The 12,329-nt window shown below is 69.2% G+C and carries 12 protein-coding genes; 4 read left to right on the top strand and 8 right to left on the bottom strand.

Features of this window, described 5'->3' with window-relative positions; all coding sequences use genetic code 11:
* Positions 1-37: 37 nt before the first annotated feature.
* From E0H50_RS22290 to E0H50_RS22280, 3 genes are read left to right on the top strand one after another with little or no spacing between them, the layout of a single operon-like run.
* Positions 38-631 (top strand): dihydrofolate reductase family protein, encoded by a 594-nt coding sequence (locus tag E0H50_RS22290; RefSeq protein ID WP_131291617.1) that lies wholly within the window; start codon positions 38-40, stop codon positions 629-631.
* The gene (locus tag E0H50_RS22285) at positions 631-1,104 is read left to right on the top strand and encodes a pyridoxamine 5'-phosphate oxidase family protein (protein ID WP_131291615.1); all 474 of its coding nucleotides are present in this window, start codon (positions 631-633) and stop codon (positions 1,102-1,104) included. Before E0H50_RS22290 ends, E0H50_RS22285 begins: the two co-directional genes overlap by 1 nt.
* 56 nt (positions 1,105-1,160) lie before the next feature.
* Positions 1,161-2,762, top strand: coding sequence for a hypothetical protein (locus E0H50_RS22280; RefSeq protein WP_131291613.1), 1,602 nt, complete (start codon positions 1,161-1,163; stop codon positions 2,760-2,762).
* Between the two features lie 828 nt (positions 2,763-3,590).
* Here the strand turns inward: E0H50_RS22280 and E0H50_RS22270 are convergent.
* The gene (locus E0H50_RS22270) at positions 3,591-4,538 is read right to left on the bottom strand and encodes an electron transfer flavoprotein subunit alpha/FixB family protein (protein ID WP_131291609.1); all 948 of its coding nucleotides are present in this window, start codon (positions 4,536-4,538) and stop codon (positions 3,591-3,593) included.
* Between the two features lie 17 nt (positions 4,539-4,555).
* Complete coding sequence (locus tag E0H50_RS22265; protein WP_131291607.1) at positions 4,556-5,338, bottom strand: electron transfer flavoprotein subunit beta/FixA family protein; 783 nt, start codon at positions 5,336-5,338, stop codon at positions 4,556-4,558.
* A gap of 120 nt (positions 5,339-5,458) precedes the next feature.
* Here E0H50_RS22265 and E0H50_RS22260 point away from each other — a divergent pair, with 120 nt between their 5' ends.
* Positions 5,459-6,196, top strand: coding sequence for a class I SAM-dependent methyltransferase (locus tag E0H50_RS22260; protein ID WP_131291605.1), 738 nt, complete (start codon positions 5,459-5,461; stop codon positions 6,194-6,196).
* Between the two features lie 23 nt (positions 6,197-6,219).
* On the opposite strand, the gene E0H50_RS22255 is transcribed toward E0H50_RS22260, so the two are convergent.
* From E0H50_RS22255 to E0H50_RS22230, 6 genes are all read right to left on the bottom strand, one after another.
* Positions 6,220-7,326 (bottom strand): hypothetical protein, encoded by a 1,107-nt coding sequence (locus E0H50_RS22255; protein WP_131291603.1) that lies wholly within the window; start codon positions 7,324-7,326, stop codon positions 6,220-6,222.
* 36 nt (positions 7,327-7,362) lie between these two features.
* Positions 7,363-8,226: an acyltransferase gene (locus E0H50_RS22250; protein WP_131291601.1), complete on the bottom strand. Its 864-nt coding sequence runs from the start codon at positions 8,224-8,226 to the stop codon at positions 7,363-7,365.
* Between the two features lie 24 nt (positions 8,227-8,250).
* On the bottom strand, positions 8,251-9,198 hold the full coding sequence (locus E0H50_RS22245; protein ID WP_131291599.1) for a class I SAM-dependent methyltransferase: 948 nt from the start codon (positions 9,196-9,198) through the stop codon (positions 8,251-8,253).
* Positions 9,198-9,977, bottom strand: coding sequence for an enoyl-CoA hydratase/isomerase family protein (locus E0H50_RS22240; RefSeq protein WP_131291596.1), 780 nt, complete (start codon positions 9,975-9,977; stop codon positions 9,198-9,200). Before E0H50_RS22240 ends, E0H50_RS22245 begins: the two co-directional genes overlap by 1 nt.
* A gap of 153 nt (positions 9,978-10,130) precedes the next feature.
* Entirely contained in the window at positions 10,131-11,174 is a 1,044-nt protein-coding gene (locus E0H50_RS22235) for a Gfo/Idh/MocA family protein (protein WP_131291594.1), read from the bottom strand.
* The gene (locus E0H50_RS22230; RefSeq protein ID WP_131291592.1) at positions 11,171-12,193 is read right to left on the bottom strand and encodes a Gfo/Idh/MocA family protein; all 1,023 of its coding nucleotides are present in this window, start codon (positions 12,191-12,193) and stop codon (positions 11,171-11,173) included. Before E0H50_RS22230 ends, E0H50_RS22235 begins: the two co-directional genes overlap by 4 nt.
* Positions 12,194-12,329: the final 136 nt, after the last annotated feature.

Genomic DNA, 12,329 nt, shown 5'->3' with positions numbered 1-12,329 from the left:
AGGCTGGAGGCACAAACCTCGGAGTTGGGAGAAGACCATGGGACGCGTACTGCTGGACATCACGATGTCACTCGACGGATTCGTCACCGGGCCGGGTGCGGACCTCACGCACGGTCTCGGGATCGGCGGTGATCCGCTGCACGACTGGATCGGCGGCGAGCAGGACGCCGACCGCGAGGCGATCGAGCGCACCCGGACGGGGATCGGCGCCGTACTGATGGGGCGGCGCACGTTCGACCTGATCGACGGGCCGCAGGGCTGGAGCGCCGACGGGTTCAGCGCCGAGCGGCCGGCGATCTACGTGGTGACGTCGAATCCGCCGAGCCGGGTCCGGCTGGACGGCTGGTTCGAGTTCGTACCCGACGGGATCGAGGCCGCGCTCAAGCTGGCCCAGGCCGCCGCGGGGACGCGGAACGTGATGATCATGGGTGGCGGGCACCTGTGCCGGCAGTACCTGTACGCCGGGCTGGTCGACGAACTGCGGGTCCATGTCGCGCCGATCGTGCTCGGCGACGGCACCCCACTGTTCGAGCGGACCACGCTGACACCGATCCGACTGGTGCCGCGAGAAACCACCAGCACCCCGAACGCGACCCACCTGACGTACGACGTACCTCATCGGGAGCAGTGATGACACAGGAGATCCTCGACCGGCGCGCGACGGCGGTCATCGAAGCCAACAAGTACCTGGCGCTCGGGACGGTCGGAGCGGACGGGCTGCCCTGGGTGACGCCGGTGTACTTCACACCGGACGGGCACGACACGTTCTACTGGGCGTCGTCGCCGAACTCGCTGCACTCGCGCAACCTGGCCGAGCGGCCGGACGTGAGCATCGCGATCTTCGACTCGTCCGTGCCGATCGGTGGAGCGTCGGCGGTGTACTTCCGCGCACAGGCGGCGCTCGTCCCGGACGACGAACTGGACGCGGCCGCGACGATCTACTCGTCGCGGTACGCGGAGCTGCGCCGGTACACCGCCGACGAGCTGCGCGACGACCTCCGCCTGTACCGTGCCCGCGCCACCGAGCACTGGGTCCTGGTCACGGGCCGCGACCCCGAGTACGGCACCGGCCTCGACTCGCGGCGACCGGTGTTTGGCCGGTGACCCGCTGACAGGCAATCCTTCCGAAGAGCAACGTACGGATCAGCGGAAGGCTGGAAATGAACGACTGGTGGACAGATCGCAAGCAGAACCAGCAGCTGGAGAGCCTGGCGAGCGAGATGTCGTATGCGCGACATGAGGCCTCCAACCTCCGGTCCCAGTTGTCCCAGATCCAGGGCAGCCTGCAGAGCCGGGTGGACAGCCTGTCGCGAGCATTCGACGCCTTCGTCGAGCTGTCCGACCTGCGCCACGACACGGCCGGTTTCCTCGACGCCGCCGAACTCCGCCGGTACGCCGCGCGGGTCCTCTCCGCGATGGCGTCCGGCACCGAGCTGCCCGAGGCCGCCGCGCCCGTCGCCCGGTACTGGTTGAGCCCCGCCACCCAAGCGCTGATCTCGCTACACGCCGGCACACCGGACGAGCAGGCGATCAGTACGGCACTGGAGCTCGACCAGCGCCGTACGTCGATCTACCTGTCGCTGGCGTTGGCGGTGCTCGGGCAGCGGCACCAGGTGCAGAACGAGTGGCTCGACGTGGCGTTCGGCGTACCGGCCGCGGACGGAACGCTGACCCGGGTGCAGCGGGTGCTGTGGACGACTGCTGCGCGTGGTGGCTTCGGAGCCGACGGTCTGGAGCTCGTGGTGAAGCGGCTGCAGTCGGCCGCGTCTCCCGACGGCAACTGGCTGTCGAAACTCGAGAACCGCGGCAGCTCGAGTCGCTCGAACGGTCCGCGTCTCAAGGCGACCCAGGACCAGGACGAGGCCGCGGACAGGTTGAGCCGGACCCGTAACGCCGTCGAGGCGATCCTCGCCAACACCGAGGCCCGCGAGCCCGACCCCGACCTGGCCTACCCGGAGGCCCGCAAGACCGACAGCACCCCGGCCGACGCCAAGTCGTCCCGCCGCGACACCAAGTCGTCCGGGCGCGACGCCGACGACGAGCCGGCCGAGGACAGTGCCGCGGCCATGCTGCGGCTGCTGATCTCCGAAGGCAGCGAGCCGGAGCGCGAGACGCTGGCCCGCATCGCCGTACTGCGGGCGCGGGTGACCGGGGCCGCCGAAGCCGCCGCCCACGGGCTCGACGACTCCGCCGGCAGTGTCGACGCACTGCTCGCCGAGGACCTCAGCCTGGCCGCCGACCCGCACCTGTCGACCGCCGCCCTGCGCGTCGTCGGCCCGCTGGCGCTGCCCGCGGTCGAGACCGTGGCGCAGACTGCTGATCGCCCGGCGCCGTCGGAGGTCTCCGTCGACAGCGGCGCGCACACGATCACCATCCGCGCCGACGGAGCTGACCAACTCGAACTCGGCAAGGCGACGTCAGCGCTCACCGCGTCCGCCGGCGTCATGAGCACCGCGGACCGCGTCACCCCGATCGGTCTGCTGGTGGGCGGCGCGGTGGTCGCGGTCGGGCTCGGGCTGCTCCTGCACTGGTTCTGGATCGTGGTCGGCCTGGTCGTGATGGCCTTCGGCCTCAACAGCTACGTCAAACTGCGGCGCGCCATCGACGCCGACAAGACCAGAGCCGCCGGAGAGGTCACCAACCTCAACGAACGCTGCGACTCGGCCGCCGCCGCCCTCGCGAGCTACCTCAAGAACACCGACACCCGCAAAGCCGCCATCGCCGACGACCTCGCCACCATCCGCCAGCAACTGACGGCCTGACCCACCACCCCACGCGCGCGGCTGGGGTTAACCGGCTCTTGTGACTGTTATGTGGGTGGTTGGCACGGCCCGGGCGGCGGAGTATGCGTTCTCGACAGGACGTGCCGAGGGGCTGGGCAGTGCACCTGAGCGTGACCGCGCCCGGCGCGTACGTCGTCCCACCGGTGCCCTACCTGCCGAGCCGCCGCACACCCCCGCAAACCCAGGTCGCTGCACAGGGCTCCCCAAACCAGTTCGGGGAGCCCCGCACCCCGAAAACGGCAGGTGATCCACCCCAAACCAGTTCGGGGAGCCCGCACCCCGAAAACGGCAGGTGATCCACCCCAAACCAGTTTGGGGAGCCCCGCGGCCCCCGGTAAGTCGTACCCCTGGGGAAGTCGTGGGTGGGCAGGTGTGGTTCTGCTCTGCTGCCCGGTCCGACGACACCACTCACCGTCAAAGGACACTGCCGATACCCACGACTCGATGCACCCGACGGAGAGCGGCAACCGAGGACACGCACCAGGAACACGCACTGGGGACTGGGAACAGGCAATGGTGACTCGGGACAGGTAATACCAGGTGCCCACCCACCATTGCCTGTTGCCTGTTGCCTGTTGCCTGTTGCCTGTTGCCTGATCCCGACCGGGTTGATCGCCGCCCACACATCGGACAGGAGAGGCGGTTAATCCCTCGTCCTGGGCGTTCTCTGCTGGTGTACAAGCGGAGAACCCCACCACCAGGGGATACCCCCCGTGCAGCGTGCCCCGTGCGGCGGGGATGTGACCGGCTTCAAGGGAACAGCCCGGCTCGGGGATCCGAGCCGGGCTGTTGGTTGTGCTTTGCGGGTCAGGACTTGCGCTTGGTGACCTCTTCGGTGGCGGTGGGGAGGACCTTGTGGAGGTCGCCGACCACGCCGAAGTCGACCAGTTCGAAGATCGGGGCCTCGGGGTCCTTGTTGACCGCGACGATCGTCTTCGAGGTCTGCATGCCGGCGCGGTGCTGGATCGCGCCGGAGATGCCGGCCGCGACGTACAGCTGCGGCGACACCGTCTTGCCGGTCTGGCCGACCTGGTAGGCGTGCGGGTACCAGCCCGAGTCGACCGCCGCGCGGGACGCGCCGACAGCCGCACCGAGCGAGTCGGCGAAGGCCTCGATCGGACCGAAGTCGCCGCCGGTACCGCGGCCGCCGGACACGATGATCGCGGCCTCGGTCAGCTCCGGACGGCCCGTGGCCTCCCGCGGCTTGGAGTCGGTGATCCGCGCCGTCTTGGCGGTGTCGGAGATCGTGACGTCGAACTCCTCCACCTCCGGCGAGGCGTCAGCGGCCTCGGGCGTGGCGGCGTTCGGCTTGACGGTGATGATCGGCGTGCCGTGCGTGACCTTCGCCTGCACGGTGAAGTTGCCCGCGAACACCGACTGCGTGGTCACCGCACCTTCTTGCACATCCACGGCGTCGGTGATCAGGCCGGAGTCCAGCTTGACCGCGAGACGGGCTGCGATCTCCTTGCCCTCGGCGTTCGACGAGATCAGGATCGCCGACGGCTCGATCTTCGCCGCGACCTGTGCCAGCGCCTCGGCCTTCGGAGCGACCAGGAACTGCGTGAGCTCCGGGTTCGACAGGGCGATCACCTTGGTCGCGCCGTACTGCCCCAGGGTCGGCAGCGCGGCCTGCACCTCAGAGCCGATGAAGACGGCGACCGGCTCGCCGAGGCGGCGGGCGATCGTGAGGAGCTCGGCGGTCGTCTTGCGGACCGTGCCCGCGGTGTGGTCAACGAGAACCAGAACGTTCGACATAACTAGACCCGCACCCCTCAGAGGAACTTGTTCGTGGACAGGAACTCGACCAGGCCGGCGGCGCCGCTGCCGTCCTCGTCGGTGACGATCGTGCCGGCGGTCCGCGCCGGACGGGCGGTCACCTCGACCACCTCGGTCCACGCCGACGAGCCGCCCACCTGCTCCGCGGTCAGCTCGAGGTCGGCCAGCGACCAGGTCTCGACCGGCTTCTTCTTCGCGGCCATGATCCCCTTGAACGACGGGTACCGCGGCTCGTTCGCCTGGTCGGACACCGACAGCACCAGCGGCAGCGTGCCCTCGATCGTCTCGCTCGCGGTGTCACCGTCCCGGCGGATCCGCACGGTCTGCCCGTCGACGGTCACCTCCGAGCCCAGCGTCACGGCCGGCAGCCCGAGCCGCTCCGACACCATCGCCGGGACGACACCCATGCCGCCGTCGGTCGACCCCATGCCGAACACGACCAGGTCCGCCTCCAGCTTGCCCAACGCCTTGGACAGGATCAGCGAGGTGGCGACCGCGTCCGAACCGTGGATCGCGTCGTCGAGCACGTGAACACCGGCATCGGCGCCCATCTGCAGGCCCTTCTTCACCGCGTCCGCGGCCTGCTCCGGACCGACCGTGAGAACAGTCACTTCGGCGTCTCCGGCCTCCTTGACAGTGAGCGCGGTCTCGACGGCATACTCGTCCAGCTCGGACAGCAGCCCGTCGACACCCGCACGGTCCACCGTGTTGTCCTCCGAGCGGAAGCGGCGGTCCGCGGTGGCATCCGGCACGAACTTCGCGCAGACGACGATCTTCATAGCGTGTGGGACCCCTTCTGGTTAACGGTCTCTGCCAAGCCTGCCACGGATGTTACTCGCGAGAAACATAACCCCGGTGCGAGTCCCATCACAGTCTCGAGTCCGACTAGTCTGACGCAGGTGACCGAGACGTTACCGCTGACCGGTGAGAGGACCGCGCCCGGGATCTGGCACGAGAACTATTGGTTCGCGCGCCACGACGCCGCCTATCGCTGGATCACGGCCCATCTGCCGATCGGGACCGGCCGGATCCTCGACGCCGGCTGCGGCGAGGGCTACGGCGCGGAACTGCTCCGGCTCGCCGGCGCGGGCCGGGGCAACACAGTGACCGGTCTCGACTATGAAGATACGACGTTGCGGCACGTCCGCCGCGTTTACCCACAGGTCAATCCCGCGCGCGGCAATCTCGTCCGGACACCCTTCAAGGACAAGGCTTTCACGACCGTCACGTCACTGCAGACGATCGAGCACCTCTGGGAGCAGCCGCGGTTCGCCGCCGAGTGCGCGCGCATTCTCGCGCCGGGCGGGACCCTGGTCCTGAGTACGCCGAACCGCCTGACCTTCCCGAGCGGGAACTGGTACCACACGCGCGAACTCACCGCCGCCGAGTTCGTCGAACTGCTCGAGCCGCACTTCGAGATCACGCACCAGCTCGGACTCCACCACGGCGCCCGGCTCACGTCGTGGGAGACCCGGCACGGATCCTGTGTCGACGCACAGCTCGCCGCCGAGCACGACCAGTGGGACGACAACCTGGCCGGGCTCGTGCGCGCTACGACGTACGCCGACTTCGAGATCCGCCCAGGAAACCTGGACGAATCTCTTGATCTGATCCTGGTGGCCCAGCCGAAGAACTAGGCCGAAGAAATCGGGCCGACGAGCTAGGGCCGGACGATCTTCTCGACGATCTTGCCGGCGATCAGGTAGACCAGCGCCGCGATCCCCCAGTTCACCAGGAGGGTGTTCTTCGCGGTCTCCAGCCGGAACAGGTCCTTGAACGGGCCGACCAGGTCGTGCCCGCGCTCCAGGATCCAGCGCACGATCTCATTGCTCTGGTTGGTCTGGTCGAGCGCCGTGAACAGCGCACCGAGCGCGAGCACCGCGGCCGCGAGCACCGCGGCCAGCCAGATCAGCGACGCGATCAGGTTGCGCAGCTTCCGGACACCGGAACCGACCGAGGTCAGCGCCTGCTTGCCCATCCCGGGTCCCGACGAGCTCTTCGCCGCCGGTTTGTTGCCCGAGGCACCGGTTGGCTTCCCGGCCGGCGTACCCGCGGCAGCGGCGGCCGGCTTGTCGGCCGCACCGGTTCCCGCGTCCTTTCCTGCATCCGTCGCGGCGGATGTCGCTGCGGATGTCGCGGTGCCGTCCGGTCGACCGGGCGCGGCGTCCTCCGAGCCGGCCGCGTCCGTCGCCGGGGTCTCGGCCGCGGCCTTCTCCCGGGCCCGCTGCTCCGCCACGATCTCCGCCGCCGTCTTCGGCCGGGCAGTCTTCGTCGCGGTCGCCGTCCCCGGACCGCCCGTGCCGGTCTCGGTGGCCGGAGTGGTCTCCGCCTTGCCGGCTTCGGCGGCCGGGTTCGATTCAGCCTTCTCGTCCTGCGTACCCACGTCGTCCATCTCCTCAGCCGGGGTGCGTTCCTCGTCTGTGGCCACCGCGGCCGGCGGTCTCCTCCGCCGGCTGACCGGGACCGGGCGTGGCGACAACCGGCGGCGCGCGCCCGCAACCGGTGCCGCTGCCGTACTGCCGTCCGCTGTGCCGTCCGCTGTGCCGTCCACTGCCTGTGCTTCCGGGTTCACGCTGGTGTTCACGCCCATGTCTGACTCGTTCGTTTCAAGCACTGGTTCCAACGTAGCGCTGCGAGCTACCAGTGGCTCGGTCACGATCGGCACCGGGTCGACCGCGCGGGTCCTCGCCTGCGTGATCGAACCGTCCGCCGCGGCCTGATCGAGCGACGACCGGGCACCGTGATCGGCCCCGATCCGGTCCGCCACGCTACTTCTCCTCTCCGAATGCTCTTCAGCTGCTCATCAGGTCGTGGGCGTCCGACCGGATGTGGGGGCCATAGTGCCCGACTGGTGAGTAACTTGAGAACCCCTCACGCTCTCTTTTTCACCATCTGCTTCTACCTCATCACCGCCCGCATCGCCGCGCGCCACGCTCCGGGAAGGTGCAGCGGGCTTTTCGGGAGCAGCCGGCTTCTCGGGCGGAGGCGGCTCGCCGGACCGCAGCAGATCGGCGGTCCGGTCGTTCGCCGCGGCCAGGCCGGCCAGGTACCGGCGGCGCTCGGCGTTGGCCTCGTACCGCTCGGCACGGTCGCTGAGGACCTTGGCCGGTACGCCGGCCGCGATCGCGTACGCCGGGATGTTGCCGCGGGCAACGCTGTTGGCGCCGATCACCACCCCGCGGCCGATATCGGCGCCCCGGGTGACCGTGACCTTCGTGGCCAGCCAGCAGTCCGGACCGATCCGGACCGGCGACTTCACCAGCCCCTGGTCCTTGATCGGCAGGTCCAGGTCCTCGGTCTTGTGGTCGAAGTCGCAGATGTAGGTCCAGTCCGCGATCAGTGTCGACGCACCGATCTCGATGTCCAGGTAGCAGTTCACCGTGACGTCGCGGGCGAACACCACCTTGTCGCCGATCCGCAGCGTCCCCTCGTGCGCGCGCAGCCGGGTCTCGTCACCCAGATGCACCCACTTGCCGAGCACGATCCGCCCGTGACCGGGCCGGGCCACGATCTCCAGATGCTTGCCGAGGAACACGAAACCCTCGGTGACCACCTGCGGGTGCCGCAGCTTGAACCAGGCGAACCGCCAGTAGCGCTTCAGGTAGTACGGCGTCCACGCCCGATGGCGCACCACCCAGCGCAGATTCGCCACGGACAGCAACCGCATCGACACACCCTACTGCTTGTCCTACTACTTGCCGGCAACCCCAGTGATCGAGACGTTGTAGTACAGCTCGTCCGGGACGACCGACGACAACGCCTTGTCCACCTTCGACAGCTGCAGCCACGACTTGTACGCGAACATCCGCCACCCGAACCCGAGCTTCTGCTCCGGTACGGCGGCCTCGAACGTGCGGATCGGCCACCCGACCCACGCGGCCAGCAACTCCTCGGTGACAGTCTTCACCTGATCGGCGCCGGCGCGCGAGGCCATCCGCGCCAGCGTGTCCGGGTCGAACGTGTGCAGGTCCACGACCGCTTCGAGCGCGGCCGCCCGCGACGACTCGTCGAGTTCCTCCTGCGGCCGCCGCCAGTGCGCGAGCGCGGGCAACTTGGTCACGTTGGTGGTCGCCCACCAGGTGAACCGGGACAGCCGCCGGGCCACGAAGTCGCCGTACCGCGTGGGCTCGCCGCAGATCACGAAGCGCCCGCCCGGCTTGAGGACGCGGAGCATCTCGCGGAACGCCAGCTCGACGTCCGGGATGTGGTGGATGACCGCGTGCCCGATCACGAGGTCGAAGGTGTCGTCGTCGTACGGCAGTTTCTCGGCGTCGGCGACCTTGCCCTCGATCGCGAACCCGAGGGTCTTCGCGTTCTTCTTCGCAGCCTCGACCATGCCGGGCGAGAGGTCGGTGACGTGCGCCTCGTCGAGAACGCCGGCCAGCTTGAGGTTCAGCGTGAAGAAGCCGGTGCCGGCGCCGATCTCGAGCGTCTTGCCGTACGGCCAGCCGCGCGACCCGGCGACCGCGACGAAGCGGTCCCGGGCGTAGTCGACACAGCGTTCGTCGTACGAGATCGACCACTTCTCGTCGTACGTCGACGCTTCCCAGTCGTGGTACAGCACCTGGGCGAGCTTGTTGTCGTTCCAGGCCGCCTCGACTTCTTCGGCAGACGCGGCGGGCTTAGAGGTAGCAGACATCAGATTCCCTTGAACTCGGCCTTACCGGGGCCGTTCTCGACGAAGGACTTCATCCCGATCGCGCGGTCCTCGGTGGCGAACAGCGCCGCGAACTGCTGGCGCTCGATCTCCAGCCCGGTGGTCAGGTCGACGCCCAGCCCGGAGTCGATCGACTCCTTCGCCGCGCGCAGCGCCATCGCCGCGCCGCGGGAGAACTGCGACGCCCAGGCAACGGCCGCGTCGTACACGTCGGCGGCCGGGACCACCTTGTCGACGAGGCCGATCCGCAGCGACTCCTCGGCGTCCACGAAGCGACCGGTGTAGATCAGGTCCTTGGCCTTCGACGGGCCGACCAGGCGGGACAGCCGCTGGGTGCCGCCGGCGCCCGGGATGATGCCGAGCAGGATCTCCGGCTGGCCGAGCTTGGCGTCCTCGGCGGCGATCCGGTAGTCGGCGCAGAGCGCGAGCTCACAGCCGCCGCCGAGCGCGTACCCGGTGATCGCGGCGACCGTCGGCTTCGGGATCGCGGCGACCGCGCTGAGCGAGGACTGCAGCGGACCGGAGCGCTTGGCCATGTCGGCGTACGACATGTCGGCCATCTCCTTGATGTCCGCACCGGCCGCGAACACCCGCTCGCCGCCGTAGATCACCACGGCGCGAACGGCGTCGTCGGCCGTCGCCTCGAGCGCGGCGGCCCGGATCTCCTCCTGGACCTGGACGTTCAGCGCGTTCATCTTCGGCCGATCCAGCCGGATCGTGCCGACGCCGTCACTCACGGTCAGATTGACGAACTCGCCCATGCGTCCACTCCTTCACCTGTGCGCCTACCCACGGGTCACATCCCCGGGAACGGTACCGGATGCGGACGCCCACCACTCATCAAACCCCGTGTGAACGGGCCGGACGGCCGCCGCTGAGCGTGAGCGACGGCCGTCCGGACGGGTTAGTGAGTGCTACACGTCCACTGCATGGCCGGAGGCCGCGGAGCGGCGGGCGGCGTCGACGATCTTCAGCGTGCGGAGGCCGACGGCACCGTCCGGTTGCGGTACGACGGCCGGCGCCTGGCCGGGCTGCGCCGGGCCGGAGGTGCGGACGGCGTCCAGGAACGTGTCGAGCAGCGACGCGTCCAGGTTGCCGCCGATCGCGAGGAAGACCTCGCCCCCGGCGTCGGTGCCGCCGACGTGCGCGACGAACGGCTCGATCTCCACGGACCCGTTCGTACCGGTCACCTGCAGCGACACACCGCCCCAGGTCGGGCCGTTGTCCGGAACGCTCCAGGAGCAGTCGATGGTTGCCAGCAGCCCGTTGTCGTAGTTGATCGTCACCAGACCGCCCGTCTCCACCTCCACCCCCTTGTCCTGGTGCAGGATCCGGTTCGCGGCGGCGTACACGCGGGTGGCGGACGCGCCACCGGTCAGCCCGTCGATCAGGTCCGCGCAGTGCACGGTGTGGTCGACGAGCGCTCCCCCGCCGGCCAGTTTCGCGTCGGTGAACCACTGGCGGGCGGCGTACGGGATCTTCCCGTTGTTGGTGCCGAGGATCGCGAACACGTCACCGAGCCGGCCGGCCTCCACGTTCGCCCGCAGCTGCGCGTACGCCGGCGCGAACCGGACCGGGTACGCGATCATCAGGATCGTCCCGGCCGCCTCGCACGCCGCGAGCATGGCCTCGCCGTCCGCGACCTCGGTCGCCAAGGGCTTCTCGCACAGGACGTGCGCCCCGACGGCGGCGGCCCGCTCGACCAGTTCGCGGTGGCCCGAGTTCTCGGACGTCACCACGACCGCGTCGGGTCCCCACGCGAACAGCTCGTCGTACGAGTCGACGTACGGGATGCCGAACTGCGCGGCGAACTCGGCACCGCGCGGACCGGGGTCCGGCGCGCCGGCGCCGTCGGGGTCCGCGGACAGTACGTCGATGTCGGGCAGCGTCGAGAGCAGGTGCGCGTACGAACCCGCGTGGACGTGCGCGAACGAAGCGATCGCAACCTTCAGCGTCATGCCACTGCTCCCGTCGAGACGAAGGTCTTCATGTCGATCGGCTGACCGGACTCCATCGACGCGCGCGCCGCCTCGGCCAGGTAGACCGCGGTCACACCGTCCGACGCGAGTACGCGCGGCTCCGGTCCACCCCGCAGACCGATCGCGAACTCCCGCAGCTGCGTCAGGTACGGGCTCTCGCCCAGCGCCGACTCGGGAATCAGTAGGTCACCCGCGGAGCCGCCGTTCTGCAGCTCTTCCTTGTAGCCCGTGTCGCCGTCGGACTTGAACTTGAGTACGCCGGTCGCGCCCGCGACCGAGAAGCCGGTCTGGAACGTCGTACCGGTCGCGCCCCAGGTCGCGCGGCAGTGGCTGATCGCACCGGACTCGTGCGTCAGCGTCACGTGCGCCGCCACGTTGACAGGACTGACACCGTCGACGGTCGGCGGGTTCTGTACGGCGTACACCGTGGTGACCTCGCCGCACAGCCAGCGCGCCTGGTCGAGGTCGTGCACCATCAGGTCCATGATCACGCCACCGGACCGGGCCACGTCGCGGTACCAGCCCGCACCCGCCGGCGACGACGCCTGACGGTAGAACCGCGCCACCGCGACCTCACCGATCCGCCCGGCCTGGATCGCGTCGTACGCCGCCTTGTACGCCGGGAACCATCGCACCACGTGCGCCGGGTACAACCGGACGCCGGCCGCCGCGGCCGCGTCGATCACCTCGTGCGAGTCGGCCGCCGTGAGCGTCAGCGGCTTCTCGCAGATCACGTTCTTGCCCGCCGCGATCGCGGCCAGCGTGATCTCCTTGTGGGTCGCCGACGGCGTGACGATGTCGACGAACTCAGCTGCGGCCAGCAGCTCGTCCCGCGTCGCCACGACCTCCAGCCCGTACTCCTGCGCGAGTTCCTCGGCGCCCTCGAGGGAATAGACCAGGACGCGAGCGCCGACGGCCTTCCAGGACGCGGCGTGGATGCGCGAGATGTTGCCCGCGCCGATCAGACCGACGGTCAGACCGGCCAACTCTTCCGACATGTGTTCCCCTGGGGGTGGGTAAATTAGTAACGGTCCTTGCGTATCACTGCGCACAGGCGTTCGCAACTACCGTCTCACGAACAAAACCACCTCACTATCGTGAGATGCGCCCTGTCTGTGCAGAATGAGCCGGTGA

The organism is Kribbella sindirgiensis, assembly GCF_004331435.1.
Taxonomy (GTDB): Bacteria; Actinomycetota; Actinomycetes; order Propionibacteriales; family Kribbellaceae; genus Kribbella; species Kribbella sindirgiensis.
The sequence above is the reverse complement of the archived record's forward strand: the minus strand, read 5'-3'. Positions and strand labels throughout refer to the sequence as shown.

Coding starts and splice junctions, on each gene's coding strand:
- E0H50_RS22235 (WP_131291594.1), bottom strand. CDS start 11,174: ATGACGCTGAAGGTTGCGATCGCTTCGTTCGCGCACGTCCACGCGGGT.
- E0H50_RS22270 (WP_131291609.1), bottom strand. CDS start 4,538: ATGTCGAACGTTCTGGTTCTCGTTGACCACACCGCGGGCACGGTCCGC.
- E0H50_RS22230 (WP_131291592.1), bottom strand. CDS start 12,193: ATGTCGGAAGAGTTGGCCGGTCTGACCGTCGGTCTGATCGGCGCGGGC.
- E0H50_RS22250 (WP_131291601.1), bottom strand. CDS start 8,226: ATGCGGTTGCTGTCCGTGGCGAATCTGCGCTGGGTGGTGCGCCATCGG.
- E0H50_RS22285 (WP_131291615.1), top strand. CDS start 631: ATGACACAGGAGATCCTCGACCGGCGCGCGACGGCGGTCATCGAAGCC.
- E0H50_RS22290 (WP_131291617.1), top strand. CDS start 38: ATGGGACGCGTACTGCTGGACATCACGATGTCACTCGACGGATTCGTC.
- E0H50_RS22280 (WP_131291613.1), top strand. CDS start 1,161: ATGAACGACTGGTGGACAGATCGCAAGCAGAACCAGCAGCTGGAGAGC.
- E0H50_RS22245 (WP_131291599.1), bottom strand. CDS start 9,198: ATGTCTGCTACCTCTAAGCCCGCCGCGTCTGCCGAAGAAGTCGAGGCG.
- E0H50_RS22265 (WP_131291607.1), bottom strand. CDS start 5,338: ATGAAGATCGTCGTCTGCGCGAAGTTCGTGCCGGATGCCACCGCGGAC.
- E0H50_RS22240 (WP_131291596.1), bottom strand. CDS start 9,977: ATGGGCGAGTTCGTCAATCTGACCGTGAGTGACGGCGTCGGCACGATC.